General features: G+C 31.2%; 17 protein-coding genes. 16 read left to right on the top strand and 1 reads right to left on the bottom strand.

The window, feature by feature from the left end; translation table 11 throughout:
• Nucleotides 1–239 precede the first annotated feature (239 nt).
• On the bottom strand, nt 240–962 hold the full coding sequence (locus HNV10_RS11715) for a hypothetical protein (protein ID WP_173301575.1): 723 nt from the start codon (nt 960–962) through the stop codon (nt 240–242).
• A 318-nt stretch (nt 963–1,280) separates the two neighbouring features.
• Here HNV10_RS11715 and HNV10_RS11710 point away from each other — a divergent pair, with 318 nt between their 5' ends.
• From HNV10_RS11710 to HNV10_RS11635, 16 genes are all read left to right on the top strand, one after another.
• A complete protein-coding gene (locus tag HNV10_RS11710; protein WP_173301574.1) occupies nt 1,281–2,078 on the top strand; it encodes a TrmH family RNA methyltransferase in 798 nt (265 codons plus the stop codon).
• Nucleotides 2,079–2,213: 135 nt separating this feature from the next.
• Nucleotides 2,214–3,446, top strand: a complete 1,233-nt coding sequence (locus tag HNV10_RS11705) for a M48 family metallopeptidase (protein WP_173301573.1) — start codon at nt 2,214–2,216, stop codon at nt 3,444–3,446.
• Nucleotides 3,447–3,468: 22 nt separating this feature from the next.
• Complete coding sequence (locus HNV10_RS11700) at nt 3,469–3,918, top strand: SET domain-containing protein-lysine N-methyltransferase (RefSeq protein ID WP_194241041.1); 450 nt, start codon at nt 3,469–3,471, stop codon at nt 3,916–3,918.
• 113 nt (nt 3,919–4,031) lie between these two features.
• Complete coding sequence (locus tag HNV10_RS11695) at nt 4,032–4,751, top strand: 3-ketoacyl-ACP reductase (protein ID WP_173301572.1); 720 nt, start codon at nt 4,032–4,034, stop codon at nt 4,749–4,751.
• 212 nt (nt 4,752–4,963) lie between these two features.
• Nucleotides 4,964–5,446, top strand: coding sequence for a DUF2628 domain-containing protein (locus HNV10_RS11690; RefSeq protein ID WP_173301571.1), 483 nt, complete (start codon nt 4,964–4,966; stop codon nt 5,444–5,446).
• Between the two features lie 96 nt (nt 5,447–5,542).
• Complete coding sequence (locus tag HNV10_RS11685) at nt 5,543–7,750, top strand: RelA/SpoT family protein (protein WP_173301570.1); 2,208 nt, start codon at nt 5,543–5,545, stop codon at nt 7,748–7,750.
• Nucleotides 7,751–7,864: 114 nt separating this feature from the next.
• Nucleotides 7,865–8,317 (top strand): Fur family transcriptional regulator, encoded by a 453-nt coding sequence (locus HNV10_RS11680; protein WP_173301569.1) that lies wholly within the window; start codon nt 7,865–7,867, stop codon nt 8,315–8,317.
• Nucleotides 8,318–8,328: 11 nt separating this feature from the next.
• Nucleotides 8,329–9,609 carry an adenylosuccinate synthase gene (locus HNV10_RS11675; protein ID WP_173301568.1) on the top strand — a complete coding sequence of 427 codons (1,281 nt, stop codon included), beginning with the start codon at nt 8,329–8,331 and terminating at the stop codon, nt 9,607–9,609.
• An 80-nt stretch (nt 9,610–9,689) separates the two neighbouring features.
• Nucleotides 9,690–11,537 (top strand): OstA-like protein, encoded by a 1,848-nt coding sequence (locus tag HNV10_RS11670; protein WP_173301567.1) that lies wholly within the window; start codon nt 9,690–9,692, stop codon nt 11,535–11,537.
• Between the two features lie 3 nt (nt 11,538–11,540).
• Nucleotides 11,541–12,716, top strand: coding sequence for an aspartate aminotransferase family protein (locus tag HNV10_RS11665; RefSeq protein WP_173301566.1), 1,176 nt, complete (start codon nt 11,541–11,543; stop codon nt 12,714–12,716).
• A 161-nt stretch (nt 12,717–12,877) separates the two neighbouring features.
• Nucleotides 12,878–14,284 carry a tetratricopeptide repeat protein gene (locus tag HNV10_RS11660; protein WP_173301565.1) on the top strand — a complete coding sequence of 469 codons (1,407 nt, stop codon included), beginning with the start codon at nt 12,878–12,880 and terminating at the stop codon, nt 14,282–14,284.
• 40 nt (nt 14,285–14,324) lie between these two features.
• The gene (locus HNV10_RS11655) at nt 14,325–15,293 is read left to right on the top strand and encodes a DUF368 domain-containing protein (RefSeq protein WP_173301564.1); all 969 of its coding nucleotides are present in this window, start codon (nt 14,325–14,327) and stop codon (nt 15,291–15,293) included.
• Nucleotides 15,293–16,312, top strand: a complete 1,020-nt coding sequence (locus HNV10_RS11650; RefSeq protein WP_173301563.1) for a DUF368 domain-containing protein — start codon at nt 15,293–15,295, stop codon at nt 16,310–16,312. The genes HNV10_RS11655 and HNV10_RS11650 overlap by 1 nt, the downstream gene beginning before the upstream one ends.
• On the top strand, nt 16,281–17,042 hold the full coding sequence (locus HNV10_RS11645; protein ID WP_173301562.1) for a shikimate dehydrogenase family protein: 762 nt from the start codon (nt 16,281–16,283) through the stop codon (nt 17,040–17,042). The genes HNV10_RS11650 and HNV10_RS11645 overlap by 32 nt, the downstream gene beginning before the upstream one ends.
• 77 nt (nt 17,043–17,119) lie before the next feature.
• Nucleotides 17,120–19,102 carry a DUF349 domain-containing protein gene (locus HNV10_RS11640; RefSeq protein ID WP_173301561.1) on the top strand — a complete coding sequence of 661 codons (1,983 nt, stop codon included), beginning with the start codon at nt 17,120–17,122 and terminating at the stop codon, nt 19,100–19,102.
• A 348-nt stretch (nt 19,103–19,450) separates the two neighbouring features.
• Nucleotides 19,451–20,272 carry a hypothetical protein gene (locus tag HNV10_RS11635; protein ID WP_173301560.1) on the top strand — a complete coding sequence of 274 codons (822 nt, stop codon included), beginning with the start codon at nt 19,451–19,453 and terminating at the stop codon, nt 20,270–20,272.
• The last annotated feature ends 24 nt before the right edge of the window (nt 20,273–20,296 follow it).

Raw genomic sequence — 20,296 nt, 5'->3', positions numbered from 1 at the left:
GATTCAATAATACAACAAGTTAGGTGAAAAAACTCCTTCTACCTTAAAATAAGATAATTTCATTTTATTCACTAAAATTTGCATTGTCACTCATACGAGAACATCAACTACATGATTAAATCGAATAGAAAACCCAAAAACCAATTAATTAAAACTTGTTCTGCTAAAAGAAAAGTGTAGAAATTCTAAAACCCCAAATAGTTACACACGTTATGCTTAAGACTAAACTTATTACTCGTCTAATTCTCAGAGCTATATAATGGAATTACATTAAAATAATCTGATTTTGTATTTTTATAATATAAACGATTTTTGAGTTGCATATTCATAAATTCGGACGTATTGTAAACCTCATAAACCAACAACTTATTATTTTCTCCAGATTTTGATTTAACATCTAGTTTTATTTTAGCTATTAAATCATCTATCTCTTCAGGATATTTTAAACTCATTGTTTTTGTTGTAGAAAACGGAGAATTGGTTTCATACACAACCCAATACATGGTGTTTTTTTTGTAAAGATTTTGTTTTGAGTTTATGGAGTCATTCTTTAAATCTTTTGTTTCAATAGAAACAAGGTTCAATTTTGTATTATTTTTATTATCAATAATATTTAAACCTTTTGCTAAGTCTTTCGTTTTTTCAAAATACATAACAATCCAATGCTTTTTAATTCTGGCTTGTATAACATAGTTACCAACAGGCAATTTATTGAGACCAATCTTAGTCTTAATACTATCTATTTTAATAGTCTCAAAATAGTTGTCATTTAATATATCTACTTGGCGTATCTTTAATTTCTCACTTTCTAATATTAAACTATCACCACTTTTATTCAGTTTTTGCACAACTAATAATTCAGTCGCAGTAGAATTATCATTTTTTTGAAAATTAATCTCTTGACTATATGAAAATAGAGTGACTGTAATAAACACGAACAAGCTATATTTTTTAATCATCATTCTTGTTTAAATTTAACTTATTACAAAACTTAATTTATGACGTCTAATACACACGCATTAAACAGCACTAAAACATTTTTGCTATAACTTATGCATACAAGAATTGCTCCAAAAAATACTTTCTTCTTTTTTTTTCAAAAATTCGTCTAAATTATTTAATCAAAATTCACTTTTTTATTTTTTCAACTCTCAATTAGAAATTGGATTACGTCTTAACTAAAATTTATGCTATTAAACGCCGTAAATTCTTAACTTTACCCATTCTTTTAAAGAATCAAATTTTATTTTCACAGTACCTTTAAAGGTAATCATTTTTTTATGAATAAAATTATATCAAGCCCACAAAACCCCTTTATAAAGCAGCTCACTCTATTAAAAGAAAAGTCTAGAGCAAGAAAAAAAACAAATCAATTTTTAATTGAAGGGAAACGCGAATTATCGCTAGCAATTAAAGGTGGTTACACCATTGAAACGCTTTTATTTTTTCCTGATTTATTTTCAGAAAGCGAAGCAAAAGCAATGAGTACTTATGGTATAGAAATTATTGAGATTTCTAAAGAGGTATTTCAGAAATTAGCGCATAGAGATACAACTGAAGGTGTTATTGCTGTTGTGAATTCTAAAAACCATAAACTTGAAGATTTAAAATTTAAAAACAAAAACCCTTTAATCTTAGTTGCTGAAGCACCAGAAAAACCTGGTAATATTGGTGCCTTATTACGCACTGCTGATGCTGCTAATGTTGATGCTGTAATTATTGCAAATCCAAAATCTGATTTATATAATCCAAACATCATTCGCTCTAGTGTTGGTTGCGTATTTACTACAGAAATTGCTATGGCAAGCTCTACAGAAGCGATAGAATTTTTACAACATTATAATTTCAATATTTTTTCGGCTATTTTGCAAGAATCACAACCTTATCATATGCAAAATTACACCTTACCAACCGCAATAGTCGTTGGTACAGAAGCAACAGGATTAACGCAAGAATGGCGAACAGCAGCCAAGCAAAATATTAGCATACCTATGCAAGGTGTTATAGACTCTATGAATGTTTCTGTTGCTGCAGGTATCCTTATTTTTGAAGCCAAACGTCAACGCGATTTTAAATAAATAAAAAACGTCAGTTCGAGTGATTTTAGAGGAACGAGAAAATTGTATCGAGAACCATTGTAACAAAAAGCTTATTGATACAAAATTTCGAAAAGAGAAAATTTACCCTAACTGACTAAACGTATAAATACGAAAATGACCGCAAACACACTTTTTTATATCATTATAGCAATAATAGTGATCAACTTTATAATCGATAAAGTTTTAGATGCCATAAATGCTAAACATTATAATGACCCAATTCCAGAAGAGCTTGACGATGTATACGATGAAACTGAATACAAAAAATCTCAAGCTTATAAAACCGTAAACTATAAATTTGGACTAGGAACTTCTTTGTTTTCATTCGCTTTAACTTTAGGATTTCTACTTTTAGATGGTTTTGAATATGTAGATAATATTGCTAGAAGTTATTCTGAAAATCCAATTATCATTGCTTTAATTTTCTTTGGAATAATTATGATTGCTAGCGACATCATTACAACACCTTTTGGTTATTATAAAACCTTTTTGATTGAAGAGAAATTCGGGTTTAATAAAACCACAAAAAAGACCTTTGTTTTAGATAAACTGAAAGGTTTACTTATGACTGTAATTCTTGGAGGAGGTATTATTTCGCTTATTGTTTGGTTTTACCAGTTAACAGGAAATCAATTCTGGTTATATGCTTGGGGAATTATAACCGTTTTTACTGTGTTTATGAATATGTTTTACTCTAAACTCATTGTACCATTATTTAATAAACAAACACCTTTAGAAGAAGGCGAACTACGCAATAAAATTTCGGCTTATGCAGAATCTGTAGGTTTTAATCTCGAAAAAATATTTATTATCGATGGTTCTAAACGAAGCACAAAAGCAAATGCGTATTTTTCTGGATTTGGAAACGAGAAACGCGTTACACTTTATGACACTTTAGTCAATGATTTAGATAACGAAGAAATTGTTGCTGTTTTAGCGCACGAGGTTGGGCACTACAAACGAAAACACATTATTTTTAATTTAGTAACCTCTATCCTACTCACAGGTTTAACGCTGTTTATTCTTTCTATTTTTGTTTCAAATCCATTACTCTCAAACGCGATTGGTGTTGAGACGCCAAGTTTTCATGTTGGACTGATTGCTTTCGGCTTACTTTATTCGCCAATACAAGAAATCACAGGACTAATTATGAATTATATTTCTAGAGTTTTTGAATACCAAGCAGATGATTATGCCAAAAGCACCTATAAAGCAGCACCTTTAATTTCGTCATTAAAAAAATTATCTAAGAATAGTTTGAGTAATTTAACACCACATAAAGCTTATGTCTTTATGCATTATTCGCATCCAACACTTGCAGAACGCATTCAAAATTTAAAAAAATAGAATAACAAACGTTTTTACACAATTGAACAACCCAAACACGGAAGACGACTATATCAGCTTAAACATTATTGAAGCGCCAGAATCCGATTACCTGTACACCGAAACTTCACAAATTAAAAATGCTGGCACAGGTTTATTTACTGCTATCGATATTTTTGAAGAAGAAATAGTGGCATTGTTTAAAGGAGAAATTATCAATAACCAAGAGGCAGAAAAAAGAGCGCTTCTTAACGAGGATAGATATTTCGTAAATTTACTAGATGGCTCTATAATGGACAGCATGCATACAGATTGCTTTGCAAAATATGCCAATGATGCTGAAGGTTTAATGGAAAGCTCATTTAAAAACAATGCCATTATTACTTTAGATGATGACAATAATGTTTGTATCAAAGCTATAAGAAATATAGATGCTGGCGAAGAAATCTTTTGTAGTTATGGCAAACCATACTGGAAAAAACATGCTAATTAAACCTAATTATGCCTCCTCTATCTTTTTTATGAAAATTGTGTATTAACTTCACAATATTATAACATAAAACAACCGCTGTTTTTATAACTTTGAATGAAAGAAAACATAAAATCATGACAGAGTTAAAAAATAGAAAAGCAATAATTACAGGAGGAAGTAGAGGTCTCGGAAAAGCAACTGCCATTGCATTTGCAAAAGAAGGGATTGACGTTGCCATTACAGGCCGAAATGAAGAAGCCTTAAAAGCTACAGTTTCAGAATTAAAAGCATTGGGTGTAAATGCAACTTACGCTGCTTTTGACGTAAGTAAATATGATGAAGTTAAAAAAAACATCTCAACTTTAATAGACACTTTAGGCTCTATTGATATTTTAGTAAATAATGCTGGTATTGCGGCTTTTGGTTCTTTTATAGACATGGAAGTTAGCCAATGGAGCCAAATTATACAAACCAACGTAATGGGAATGTATTATGTAACTAAAGAGGTTTTACCACATTTAATTGACAAGAATGAAGGCGATATTATCAACGTATCTTCAACTGCTGGTTTAAATGGTAATGCCACGGTTTCGGCATATTCAGCATCTAAATTTGCGGTAATTGGCATGTCGCAATCGCTAATGAAAGAAGTAAGAAAAAATAATATTAGAGTGTGTACATTAACACCTAGCACAATTGCCTCAGACATGTCCATAGGTTTAGGTATTGCAGATGATAATTCTGAAGACAGCGTTTTACAACCAGAAGATTTTGCAGAATTAATTGTATCTGGTTTAAAATTACCAAGACGCGCAATGATGGCAAATGCTTCATTATGGTCTACTAATCCGTAAATTAGTTTTAAAAATTATTTAACAGAACCCGCGTTATTGTGGGTTTTGTTGTTTTATGTAAAATTAGAATTTCTGTTAATCTGTTTCATTATTACATCAATACGATTTAACTAAAGAACAAAATTTATTATACCTTGTAATTCTAAAATATAACGACCTTTTTTAATTTAAACTTTTTAATAGTTTACAGTACTCTTAAACTCTTACAGAATATGTTAACAGAAGAAAATAAAATATATTACGAAAATTATTTTCAATCAAATGCAGATTACTACATAGAACAAACGGAAAAAATTAATAATGGAAAAAAATTCACATTTAACATTGCTGCATTTTTTCTTGGTATATTTTGGATGGCCTATCGCAAAATGTATATCCATATTACAATAGTATTTGGAATTATTTACGCAGAAATGTTGATTGAAGAAATGCTATTAGATTTTGGAGTGATTTCCTATGCAGCTTATGAAGTAATTGATTTTATTAGCATGTTTATTTGGAGTTTTCTATTTGCAACACTATCAAATGGATTGTATATCTCAAAAACAAAAAAGGATATTAAAAAAATCTTGATTGAAAATAAAGATACTAAAACACAAAATGAATTGATTTCTAAAAAAGGAGGCGTAAACAGTATTGCACCTGTTATTTTGCTGTTAATACTTATAGCCTTAATATTTATCACAAATATTTAGAATTATATAAGGATTTTATATCAATTTACTTTTTGTTACTAAATTTCCTTCAAAAAAACAATTGCCAATTAAAAAGCATTTCACTAATTTAGTTCTATGACGGAAGAAGCTATAGAAAAAGAAAATAAAGCCATTGCAAAAGCTTACAAAGAACTACTTAAAGTAAGTTACCAAACTTTAACTGATGACGATAAGAAATTAATTCGTCATGCATTTGAAGTAGCTGTTGATGCACATAAAGATCAACGACGCAAGTCTGGCGAAGCATACATCTTCCATCCTATTGCTGTAGCAAAAATTGTAGCGCAAGAAATAGGTATGGATGCCACATCTATTGCTGCCGCGTTGCTGCATGATGTGGTTGAGGACAGTCCAGATTACACCATCAATGATATGGAACAACTCTTTGGAGAAACTGTTGCCAGAATTGTAGATGGGCTAACTAAAATATCTTCTCTAAAAAAAGACATGGACGTGTCTTTACAAGCTGAGAATTTCAGAAAAATGCTATTAACTTTAAATGATGATGTAAGAGTTATCATTATAAAAATAGCAGACCGTTTGCATAATATGCAAACTATGGATTCTATGCGAGCAGACAAGCAAGTTAAAATTGCTTCAGAAACCCTATACATTTACGCGCCTTTAGCTCACAGAATTGGCCTGTATAATATTAAAACAGAATTAGAAGATTTAGGACTTAAATACACTGAGCCAGAAGTCTATAATGATATTTTAGAAAAAATAAAAGATAGTAAAGAAGATCAAGACGCTTATATAAAAGCATTTTCAAAAGTTATAGACGACTCCTTAACTAAAGAAGGCTTACATTATGAAATTAAAGGCCGACCAAAATCTATTTTTAGCATTCGCCGAAAAATGGTAAAACAAGGCGTCGCTTTTGAAGAAGTCTATGATAAGTTTGCTGTTAGAATTATTTACAAATCAGATTTAGCCAACGAAAAATTTTTAGCATGGAAAATATACTCCATCGTTACTGATCATTTTACACCAAATCCGGTTAGACTCAGAGATTGGATTTCTTCCCCTAAATCTACCGGTTACGAAGCATTACATATCACTGTTGTTGGACCAAAAAGTCGATGGGTCGAAGTTCAGATTAGAAGTGAGCGAATGAACGAAATAGCTGAAAAAGGTTATGCTGCACATTATAAATACAAAAATGCCGATGACAAAGAAGACAACCTCGACTTATGGATTAACCGATTACAAGAGGCATTAGAAAACAATGAAGCAGATGCAGTAGATTTTGTTGAACAGTTTAAACTCAATTTATATTCTAAAGAAATTTTTGTTTTTTCGCCTAAAGGGGATTTAAAATCACTTCCTAAAGGTGCTACGCCTTTAGATTTTGCTTTCAGTATTCATACCGAAGTAGGTATGAAAACAAGAGGTGCAAAAGTCAATGGCAAATTAGTACCGTTAAGCACAGAATTACAAAGCGGTGATCGTGTAGAAATCATGACCTCAGACAACGCTAAACCTAATGCTAATTGGTTAGATTACGCAACAACTGCAAGAGCACGAAGCAAAATAAAATCGGCATTAAATGAAGACACTAAAATTATTGCTGAAGAAGGCAAAGAAATCTTAAGACGTAAATTAAAACAACTAAAAATTAATTTGAACGAAAGTTCTATTAACGATTTGGTGAGTTATTTTAAACTTAACACCTCTTTAGATTTATTTTACCGTGTTGGTATTGGCACTATTGATAACACTAAACTAAAAGCATTTGCTTCTACCCGCAGCAATTCTTTTGTTAGTTATTTTAAAAATAAAATTTACAAACCAAGCATTCCAAAAGACATACACAAAGAAGAAATAACGTCTAAATATGACATGTTAGTTTTTGGAAAAGAAGAGGAAAAACTAAGTTATTCTTTAGCAAATTGTTGTAATCCTATTCCTGGAGATAAAGTATTTGGTTTTTTAACTATTAATGATGGTATAAAAATTCATAAAAAAAATTGCCCTAATGCTGTAAGTTTACAATCTAACTATGCATATAGAATTTTGCAAGCCAAATGGATAGACTCATCTCAACAAGTTTATACATCTCAACTAAAATTGTCTGGTATTGATGATATGGGTCTTGTTAACCACATCACTAAGTTAATATCTGAAAACATGCATGTAAACATGAAAAGCTTAAGTTTTTCTAGTGATGATGGCGTTTTTACTGGGAGAATAACAGTTGATGTAAAAAACCAAGCCATGCTAAAAAAACTTATAGATAATCTCAAAAAAATTAATGGAATTGATAAAGTTACTAGAGTATGATGGCTTTTTAATCACATAAATAAAGTTATTAAAAGTATGTTCATTTCTTTCCATCTTAAACCTAGTTTTTATAATTCATATCACATAAAATTTACTTAAATTTGTGTCTTAATTATGAAGGTAACTACAGAAGAAAGCAATCAGGAAATAGTAAAACGTGTATTTACTCAATTCCTTGAAGATAAAGGTCATAGAAAAACACCTGAGCGTTACGCTATTCTACAGGAAATATATGATAGTGAAGAACATTTTGACATAGAATCACTTTATATTAAAATGAAAAATAAAAACTACCGTGTAAGTAGAGCAACACTTTATAATACCATTGAATTACTCTTAGAATGTGCCTTAGTTCGCAAACATCAATTTGGACAAAGTCAGGCGCATTACGAAAAATCATATTTCGATAAAAATCACGATCATGTAATTCTTACAGATACTGGTGAGGTCATAGAATTTTGTGACCCTCGTATACAATCTATTAAGAAAACTATCGAAGAAGTTTTTGATATTCAAATAACTAATCATTCACTATATTTTTACGGCAATCGTAAAAAAGACGACTAATAAATTTTATAATGGCAGTAGATTTACTACTTGGATTACAATGGGGAGACGAAGGCAAAGGAAAAATTGTCGATGTATTTACCTCTAAATACGATATTATTGCACGTTTTCAAGGTGGCCCAAATGCAGGTCATACTTTAGTTTTTAACGGCAGAAAACATGTATTACACACTATTCCTTCTGGAATTTTTCATGAAGGTAAAGTTAACCTAGTTGGTAATGGTGTAGTAATAGACCCAGTTATTTTTAAAAAAGAACTCGATAAACTAGAAGAGCAAAATGTAGATTATAAAAAATCCCTTTGTATTTCTAGAAAAGCACATATCATTTTACCAACACATCGTTTATTAGATGCTGCAAGTGAAGCCTCAAAAGGAAAAGCTAAAATTGGTTCTACATTAAAAGGTATTGGCCCAACTTATATGGACAAAACTGGCAGAAACGGAATTAGAGTTGGTGACATAGAATTGGCAGACTGGAAAGACAAATACAGAGCTTTAGCAGATAAGCACGAAGCTATGATTGCCTTTTACAATGTAGATATTCAATACGATTTAAAAGAATTAGAAACAGATTTCTTTGAGGCTATTGAAACTCTAAAAAGCTTAAAATTTATAGATTCAGAAGAATATGTTCACCAAGCACAACAATCTGGCAAAACAATTTTGGCAGAAGGTGCTCAAGGCTCTTTATTAGATATAGATTTTGGCACGTATCCATTTGTAACATCATCAAACACAACTGCTGCAGGTGCATGTACAGGTTTAGGTGTTGCACCAAACCAAATAGGAGAAGTATTCGGAATTTTTAAAGCATATACAACACGTGTAGGCTCTGGTCCTTTTCCAACCGAATTATTTGATGAAGATGGTAAAACAATGGCTAAAGTTGGTAACGAGTTTGGCGCAACAACAGGCCGTCCAAGACGCTGTGGTTGGTTAGATTTAGTCGCTTTACGTTATGCTTGCCAAGTTAATGGTGTTACCCAATTAATAATGATGAAAGGTGATGTGCTTTCTGGTTTTAAAACTTTAAAAGTATGTACTGCATACAATTATAAAGGAGAAACAATTACACACTTACCATACAACATAGAAGAAGAAAATGTAACGCCTATTTATACAGAAGTAAATGGTTGGGCTGCAGATTTAACAGGTATGACTGAAGCTTCAGAATTACCAGACAATCTAAATGCCTATGTAGAATTCTTAGAAAAAGAATTACATATACCTATTACAATTGTTTCTGTTGGACCAGATAGAAAACAAACTATTGTACGTAAAACAGTTTAGATTTTTAACATTTTAATTGTGTTAAAAAAAACGTTAACATATACTAATGCAAATCTTTTAAATGTTATTTTGTAAAATATATGACTTTGAAACGTTTTAAAAATCTTGTTTTATTCATTTGTATTACTGTTGTTACAATTGGTTTTGCTCAGGATAAACAAAAAATAACTGTAGAATACTCAGGGAATACATCAACAGCACCAGATATTGAAGATGGTGCTTTGGTGTTTCTTAGAGACAAATCTCAGCAAGTACATTTTATTCATAAAGGTGTAAATGTTTGGTGCGATAAAGCAATTTATTACGAAGATCAAGATTATCTTGAAGCCTTTAGTAACGTAGTAATGAAACAAGGTGACACCATAAATATGGTCGCCAAATATGTAGAATATAGCGGAAAAACACAACGTGCTTTTGCAAGAGGTGATGTAGTTTTAACAGAACCAAAATCTACACTAAAAACAGACACGCTACATTTTGACAGAATTAAACAGCAAGCCTATTACAATACAGGAGGAACGGTAGTTAGAGACTCATCCGGAACTATTACTAGTAAAATTGGCCGCTACTATATGTCCACAAGCAAATACCAGTTTATAAAGGATGTTGTTCTCGTTAACCCACAATACACCTTAAATACAGAACGTCTAGACTTCTTCACAGAAAATGGATATGCTTATCTTTTTGGTCCATCAACAATCACTGGAGAAACCAGCAAAGTCTATTGCGAACGTGGATTTTATGATACCAATAGAAACATTGGTCATTTTCAAAGAAATGCAAAAATTGATTATGATAACCGAACTGTTGAAGGTGATAGTTTATATTTTGATAGAAACAAAAGTTTTGCTTCTGCCTCCAACAATATAACAGTTACAGACACCTTAAATAAAAGCATTGTTAGAGGTCATTATGCCGAAGTATGGAGAGCAAAAGATTCCGTTTTTATAACTAAACGTGCTTTAGCAATAACGGTTCAAGAAAAAGATTCTGTATACATTCATGCAGATACTTTAATGTTAACAGGAAAAGAACCCAACCGAATTACCAGAGCTTTTTATAATGTAAAATTATATAAAAGTGACATGGCTGGTAAAGCAGATTCCATTCATGTAGACCATAAAAAAGGCTTAACACAATTAATTAATCTTAGCAGGTTTAGTTCTACAGATGCTTTTGCAACCAAACGAAAACCTGTACTTTGGAATATTGGCAACCAAATGACAGGAGATACTATTCACTTATTATCTAACGTTGTAACAGAAAAATTAGACTCCTTAAAAGTATTTGAAAATGCATTTTTAGTGAGTAAAGACACCTTAAGTGAAGACGCTTATAACCAAATAAAAGGGAAACGCTTAATAGGTTTGTTTAGAGATAATGAACTTTACAATGTAGATATTATAAAAAATGCCGAAGTTATTTACTATTTAAGAAATGATAAAAACGAATTAATCGGAATAGACAAATCAAAATCCGGTAGTATCAACATTCAAATTGAAAATCAAGAAATTGTAGAAACACGATTTAATCTTCAAATTGATGCCCAATTGTTTCCAGAATCTGAATTTCCAAAAGCCGGAAGACGATTAAGAGGTTTTGATTGGCGAGGCGAAGAACGACCGATGTCTGTAGAAGATTTATTTAAAGACGACCCACCATTAAACCTGCCTATAATAAAAGGTTTAGAGGATTATGTACCACCAGAAGAATTTATTGACGATGCGGTTACAGAACGTATTGAAGAAGCAGGGAAAGCTACACCAACAAAAGCCAATAAAGCCGCTCGGAATTTACCTAAAGAAAACGAGCCAACAATTGTACCTTTAAATAAAAAAGAAGAAAAAGTATTGACTAAAGATGCTAAAAAAATCATTAAAAATGATTTAATAAAAGACATCAAAACAGAATCTGACAAAGACAATTAGCAATTGAAATCCGATTTTCTTAAATACCAAGCGCAGACGACACCACATCCTTTAGCGATGGAAATCAGTCATGCCAAAGGCTCTTACATTTACGACACTAAGAATAAAGCTTATCTCGATTTTGTTGCTGGTGTTTCAGCCTGCAGTTTAGGGCATTCTCACCCTAAGGTTGTTAATGCCATAAAAACACAGCTAGACCAATATCTCCATGTTATGGTTTACGGTGAATATGTGCAGCAACCGGCTGTAGAATTATCAAAACTTTTAGCTAAGTATTTACCAATGCCTTTAGAATCGACATATTTAGTTAATTCAGGTACTGAAGCTATTGAAGGCAGCATTAAGCTCGCAAGACGCTATACTGGTCGTTCAGAAGTTATAGCTGCAAAAAATGCTTATCACGGAAATACAATGGGCTCACTTAGTCTTATGGATTTTGAAGAGCGCAAAAAACCATTTCTGCCATTAATTCCGGATATAAAGCATATTGCTTTTAATATGGTGAGTGATTTAGCTAAAATTACAGAAAACACAGCCGCTGTTATTTTAGAAACTATACAAGGAGGCGCAGGTTTTATTGAACCTATAGACAACTATTTAAATAAAGTACAAGAGCGATGCAACCAAGTTGGTGCTGTATTTATTTTAGATGAAATACAACCAGGAATAGGAAGAACAGGTAAATTATTTGGGTTTGAAAATTACAATTGTCAACCAGATATAGTGGTTACCGGTAAAGGTTTAGGAGGTGGTTTACCTATTGGAGCGTTTACAGCATCTAAAGAAATGATGGATACTTTAAGCGACAATCCTAAACTCGGACATATCACAACTTTTGGTGGCAATCCTGTAATTGCGGCAGCTGCTTTGGCGACTTTAAAAGAAATTACAGAGACTAACCTCATTGCTGAAACCTTAGAAAAAGAAAAATTAATAAGAAAACACCTTCAACATAAACACATCAAAGAAATTAGAGGACGTGGCCTAATGTTAGCCGCACTTACAGATAATTCTGAACTTACTAATGATGTAATCCTGCAAGCAGAAGACAAAGGACTAATCTTATTTTGGCTACTTTTTGAACCAAAAGCTATCAGAATTACACCGCCTTTAACTATATCAAACGATGAAATAATTGAAGGTTGTCGTATTATAACTTCAATTTTAGATAAGTTTTAACTAGAAAATCTAAGTCTAAAACAACTTAATACCAACTATTTAGAACTCATTAAATAAAGTAACATTTCAATGTTAACTACTTTGTTAAAAACAATAGTTCAAATTTTAATCTTGAGCTAAGTATAACTGTAATTTTATTCCAAAGAACTATTTAACCTTATATGCAATACAGTCGCGACGACGAAAATTTATCACTTACTCGATTTGAATCGATGTTAAAGACCAATGATATTTTGTTCTTTGATTCTAATGAGTTTGAAAATATTATTCATTATTATTTAGAACATGGTAAAATTGCCCTATCTAAACGCGCCATTAAATTAGGTCTAGAACAACATCCTAGTTCAATTAATTTAAGATTATTTCAAGTTGAAATACTAGTTATTGAAAATAAGTTTACCGAAGCTGACGAATTATTAGATCAGCTACACAATTTAGAACCAACAAACGAGGAAGTATTTATTCAAAAAGCAAATGTTTTATCTAAACAAGATGAACACCAAAAAGCTATTGACACTTTACTCATAGCTATAGAAATGTCTAACACGCCAGAGGACGATGCTGATTTATACGCACTAGTTGGCATGGAATATTTATTTATAGACAAATTTGATAAGGCGCTTGTATTTTTTAAAAAATGTTTAGAAAGTGATACATCAGACTACTCAGCACTTCATAATATTATTTATTGCTACGATTTTTTAAATCTAAATGAAGAAGCTATAGATTATCTTAATAAATTCTTAGACATCAATCCTTATTCTGAGGTTGCATGGCATCAATTAGGGCGACAATATTTTGCCATAAATGATTTAGCTAAAGCAAATGCAGCATTTGATTTTGCAATTATATCTGATGATACTTTTGTTGGTGCTTACATTGAAAAAGGAAAAGTTTTAGAAAAGCTAAAAAAATACGAAGAGGCCATTGAAAATTACAAAATCACTTTAGTTTTAGATGACCCAACATCCTTTGCACTACTGCGCATTGGCCAGTGTTATTCTAAACTCGGTCAAGATGACTTAGCTGTTCAATTCTTCAAAAAAACTATTGATGAAGATGTTTTATTAGATAAAGGCTGGATTGCAATTACTAAGTTTTACATGAAGCGTCTAGACTACCAAAGCGCTCTAGATTATATAAAAAGAGCTGTTAATATAGATAGCGATAATGTAATTTATTGGAAATTATACGCTACAGTAAATAAACGTTTAAATTTTTTAGAAGAAGCAGAACAAGGTTACAAGCGTACTTTAGAATTGGGTAATTACGAGTTAGATACATGGCTCAATAGAACCGATATTTTAGTAACACTTGGAGAACACCAAGCTGCAATTTTTAACCTGCTCCAGGCCACAGAGTTTTATCCAGAAAATGCAGAAATTGAATATCGATTAGCTGGACTCTATTTTATGGTACACCAACCAGAAGAAGGCCGTTTTCATCTAAAAAATGCAACACGTCTAAATATTGATTATAGTTTTATAATTTCAGAATTATTCCCACAACTTAAAGATAGACCTTTGGTTAAGGCTATAATTTCAGAAGGTAAAAAGTCTTCAAACTAAAAAAAATCATACCTTAGCATTCTTTTTATCAAGACTTAAAATGCAAAGACGATTTATAGATTACTTAGTTATAACTTTTAAAGGTATTGCTATGGGAGCAGCAGATGTTGTTCCTGGTGTTTCTGGTGGAACTATAGCTTTTATATCTGGTATTTACGAAGAACTACTAGAAAGCATAGATAAAGTAAATCTCAATGTTTTTAAAGTATGGAAAAAAGATGGTTTTAAAACAGCATGGACTTCTATTAACGGTAATTTCTTACTAGCCTTATTTTTGGGTATTGCCATAAGTATCTTATCCTTAGCTAAATTAATTAAATGGTTATTACACCATGAACCTATTTTGCTTTGGTCCTTCTTTTTTGGGCTAGTTTTAGCAAGTATACTATATATAGCTAAACAAATTAAAGGTTGGTCTCTAAAAGTGGTTATAGCCATTTTTGTCACATCCATTTTATCGTATTACATTACACTTGCAGAACCATTTGCATCTCCAGACAGTCCTTTTTATCTTTTATTTTGTGGGTTTATTGCTATAATTGCTATGATACTACCTGGTGTTTCTGGTGCATTTATTTTATTAATTCTTGGTGCTTACCAAACTGCTATTGATACTATTAACAACTTACGAGACGGTTTATTAAATGGAGACATGGCTTTATTTAAAGACGCCTTTTTTAAATTTATTCTGCTTGCTGTTGGTGCAATTGTAGGCTTAAAAGTGTTCTCTAAAGCCTTAAATTGGATGTTTAAACATCAAAAAAATCTAACATTAGCCATCCTAACAGGCTTTATGATTGGCTCCTTAAACAAAATATGGCCTTGGAAAGAGGTTTTAAAAACACGTGTTAATTCTGAAAGAGAAGTAGTAACCTTACTCGATAGAAGCATCCTACCAACCTCTTATAATGGTGATAACGAAATAATAATGGCCATTATTTTTATCGTTATTGGTTTTGCTGCAATTCTTATTTTAGAAACCTTAGGAAAACAAAAAAATAAGGTATAATGCAAAGTACAAGGAGCCTTAAAGATCGTATATTCTTGGTCATTAAAGGTTTGGCTATGGGAGCAGCCAATAAAGTGCCTGGTGTTTCTGGAGGTGTTGTTGCATTTGTTGCTGGTTTCTACCAAGAATTTATTTACTCCTTACAACGCGTTAACAAAAAAGCTTTTAAACTTTTATTTAATGGAAGATTTAAAAGCTTCTACCGCTACATTAATGGTAAATTTTTAAGTCTATTATTTCTAGGTATGATAGTGAGTTATTTTAGTGTCTCTAAAATTTTAGACTATCTTATTGTGCATTATGAATTATACGTTTGGAGCACTTTCTTCGGAATGATTCTAGGCTCTATATACTATTTAAGTAAAGACTTTAAAGAATGGAACAGAACTACTTTTACAGCCTTAATACTTGGCGCAATTGCAGGTATAAGTATTAGTTTTCTAGATCCAGCGACTGAAAACGACAATCTGTTTTTTGTTTTCTTTTGTGGTATTATAAGTGTTTCTGGTATGACGCTTCCTGGTTTTTCGGGTTCATTTATTCTAATAATTTTAGGTAACTACGTTCTACTCTTGGTGGATTCTGTTAACGCATTATTCGATACCATGTTCGATATATTTAGTGGTAATTTTGAATTTATACATAATGAAGTACGCATAAGACTTCTAAAAGTTTTAGCAGTATTTACAATAGGCTCAATAACTGGTTTAGTTACGTTTTCTCATATTTTAAACTATATTCTAAAACATTATAAAAACATTACTTTAGCCACTATTATGGGTTTTATAATAGGCTCACTTGGTGTGGTTTGGCCATGGAAAAAAACGATTTACCAAGAAAATCTCGATGGTTCACTTATTTTAGATTCAACAGGGAAACAAATTATCGCAAATTACGAGCGTTTTTTACCAGAATTTAATAGTCAAACTTATATTGCAATTGTTTATATTGCCCTAGGAATTCTCATAGTTTTAGGATTAGAATGGTATGGAAAACAAACAAGACAAAGCAAAATATAAATTTGGGTTATTAGGTAGAGACATCTCCTACTCGTTTTCAAGAGGCTATTTTGCAAAGAAGTTTGAAAAAGAAAACTTACCTCATACTTATGTTAATTTCGACTTGCAAACTATCGACGAATTAAAAGAAGTTATTGATAACACGCCAAACTTAAAAGGCATTAATGTTACCATTCCTTACAAAGAACAAGTTATTACTTTTTTAGATAAATTAAATAAAACAGCCGAAAAAATAGGTGCAGTAAATACTATTAGGTTCACAAAAAACAACAAACTTGTAGGCTATAATACGGATTACTATGGCTTTAAAAACTCACTTAAGCCACATTTAAAATCCCATCATAAAAAAGCATTGATTCTAGGTACAGGAGGAGCGTCTAAAGCCATTGCTTATGCTCTTAAAAAACTAAAAATACAATTTGATTTTGTTTCGCGATCACACAAAAAAGGGGTTACTTTTTCTTATAATGATTTAACTGAACGTATTATTTCAGAGTATACGATTATTATTAATTGTACACCTCTTGGTACATTTCCAAATATAGAAGAATGTCCTACAATTCCATATAAAGGCATAACAGAACATCATATTTTGTACGACCTTATTTATAATCCAGAACAAACCAAATTCTTAAATTATGGTTTTAAAAAAGGTTCAACAACAATCAACGGATTAGAGATGCTAAGACTACAGGCTGAAAAATCTTGGAAAATATGGCATAAGTCATAAAATATAAGGTCTAGAAGCATTTACTTTGTAGTTCTAACAGTTGTTAGTATCTTTAACTCCTATAAAAAACTTGACATATGTCTGAGAATGATAACCTGCAAGAAGCAGATGGAAAAAACGAAGTAGAAACTACTGAAACTACTCAAATAGAAGAATCGACGCAAAATGCTGATTCTGAAGCTACAACTGAAAATGCCGAAGTCGAAACAGCAAACACTGAATCAACTAACGTTGACCAAGACGTTGAAACCGAAGCAACCGACAAAGATCACCATGACGAAATAGAGGCTTCAAACGCAGAAGATGCAGAAGACGAATCTAATGCTGAAAGACATGAGGTTGAAGAAAAAGATTACCATGCTATGTCTATGGATGAATTAGCAACGGAATTAAATCGATTGTTGAAACATCATAAAATTCAAACAATTTCTAAACATGTTAATGAAATTAAATCTGAATTTAATGCAAAATTTAGTGAACTTTTAGAGGAGAAAAAAGAAGAATTTGTAGCAGAAGGAGGCAATGAAATAGACTTCTACTACTCTAACGATACTAAAAAATTATTTAACTCACTTTATAAAGATTACAAGCAATCTATTAACACTTATTACAAAGAGCGCGAGCAAAATCTAAAACAAAATTTAGAAAATAGATTACAAATAATCGAAGACATCAAAGGTCTGCTTAGTGTTGAAGAAAATATGGGTACAACCTATAAAAACTTCAAAGAACTACAAGAGAAATGGCGAAACGCTGGTCCAATTCCTAGAGATAAATACAATAATGCTTGGAATACTTATCACCATCATGTAGAACGTTTTTACGACTTTTTACATCTCAACAATGACTTGAGAGATATGGATTTTAAGCACAACTATGATCAGAAAATTAAAATCATAGAACGTGCCGAAGAGTTAGCACAAGATGAAAACACCAATCGCTCTTTTAGAGAATTACAAGTTTTACATAAATTATGGAAAGAAGAACTTGGACCTGTTGGTAAAGAACATAGAGAAGAAATTTGGGAACGTTTTAGTAATGCAACAAAAGCAATACATGACAAGCGCCAAGCCTATTTTGCAGACATGGATAAAGCTCACGAAAAAAATCTTGAGCGAAAAGAAGAAATTATTGCTCAAATAGCCACCATAGCAGAAGACAAAAATAATTCTCATAGCGCATGGCAGAAAAAAATAAAAGAAATTGAAGCTCTAAGAGAAGCATTTTTCAAAGCCGGTAAAGTACCAATAAAAGTTAATGAAGCTACTTGGGCAAAATTTAAAGATGCAGTTAGAACTTTTAACAGAGGAAAAAACGGCTTTTACAAAGACCTAAAGAAAGATCAATACGAAAATCTTAAAAAGAAAAAGGAATTAATTCAAATTGCAGAAGATAATAAGGATAACGACGACTTTAAGACAGTTACTCCTTTGATGAAGAAAATTCAGAATGACTGGAAAAAAATAGGTCATGTACCAAGACGAGATAGTGATAAAATCTGGAAGCAATTTAAAAACGCTTGTAATCATTATTTCGACAAAATGCATGCAGCAAGAAAAGCAGAAGACCAACATCTTTTTGATGCATTTGATAAAAAAGTGAAGCTTTTAGACACTTTAAAAACCATGGAACTTACCGAAGATCCAAAAGCTGATATTGAAGTTTTAAAATCTAAAATTGCAGAGTGGAAAGCCATAGGACATGTACCACAAAGCAAACGTTACATTGATGGTAAGTTTTACAAAGCCATTGATGATTCTTTTGATAAACTAAAAATGGATAAGGCTAAATTAGAAATGATTAAGTTTGATAGTAAACTTGAAAACTTAGCCAATCCTGATGATACGAGATTATTAGATAATGAATACAACTTTATAAAAAAACGTATTGATGAGATAAAATCTGAAATCAACCAATTAGAAAATAATTTACAATTTTTCTCTAATGTAAAATCAGATAATCCATTAGTAAAAGATGTACATAAAAACATTGCTAAACATAAAACAGATTTAGATACTTGGAAAGCCAAGCTAAGTAAGGTTCGTGGAATGTACAATTAATAAGATAAACTTTTATCCTTAAAATATCAAAACCCATCTGTCTCAACAGATGGGTTTTGCCCTAACTAAACTAAATTAACCTTAATTACAACCGCTTAAAATAATAATTAAGATTTCCTACTAAGATATAAAAGCGAATTTGCTTTTATATACAGTATTTACGCACAAATATTAGTTTTGGATGTTTATATAACTAATTTTAGATAACTTTAACACTGTTACTATCTATTATTACGGTAAGTTAAATTGGGTAGTTCTCGCAAATTTTCTTGTTAACTATTGCACATTTTCGGGTTGTTTTGGCTAAATTAGTTGCAATCCTAACACGGAAATAATTGAGCCAATTAAATGAAACATTCTTATATAACGCTTTATTTAGTGCTGTTACCTCTTTTATTTATCTGCTTAACAGGCACGTCTCAAACAAAAATTGAGTTACTAAATTACAATTCAAGTGAGTGTGTAGAAGATGTCTATTATCCAAATCTAAATAAATTTCAGAATCGAATATTAGAAATAGAAAAGACTGACGATTTTCATTTGTATAACATTTTTGTTGTTGCTAATTGTAGTAAAACACAAAAAGGTGAAATTGAATTAAAAAAAGACACATTAAATTTAGTCTTTCGCGGAACAAGAGAATATCGCATTTATAAAGAGACTAAAAATGATTCTATTGAAATTGTAACGGAAGAATGGATTGAAGAGGTTGCCGATTGTGATTGTGCCTTTAACCTAACTTACAAAATAAAAGGACTGATAAATAAAGATTATACAATAACACTTAATAATAAAATAATACCAAAAACCAAGCATAGATTTAAGATAAGAAAAGATAAGCCTTCATTTAAAATTGTTAATAATGATACCATAAACTATATAGATATTTATGGCTTAAAACAAGGCTTACATATTCACAACCGAACAGATGGAAAACAATATTCGAGAATTGAATATGTAGACGATGAAAAAGTTAGTGGATTAACAAATACACATTACAATTTTAATGGTTTTGACAAAGTAGAAACCTTTATGAAAAATAAAAAATACACCTTTCGGAAATATTATAAGAACAGTAAGTTAATAAAGACTTGTGATACTGACGGTTCTTTTGACGAAGGAACTAACTGTAAATATGAAATGGGATTTGAAAAATTAAAAACCAACTAAGCACAAAAGCAGTTATAACTACTA

Origin of the sequence: Winogradskyella litoriviva, from assembly GCF_013249065.1 — a bacterium.
Classification (GTDB): domain Bacteria; phylum Bacteroidota; class Bacteroidia; order Flavobacteriales; family Flavobacteriaceae; genus Winogradskyella; species Winogradskyella litoriviva.
Note: the sequence above shows the minus strand (reverse complement) of the source record. Positions and strands in the feature narration are given on the sequence as shown.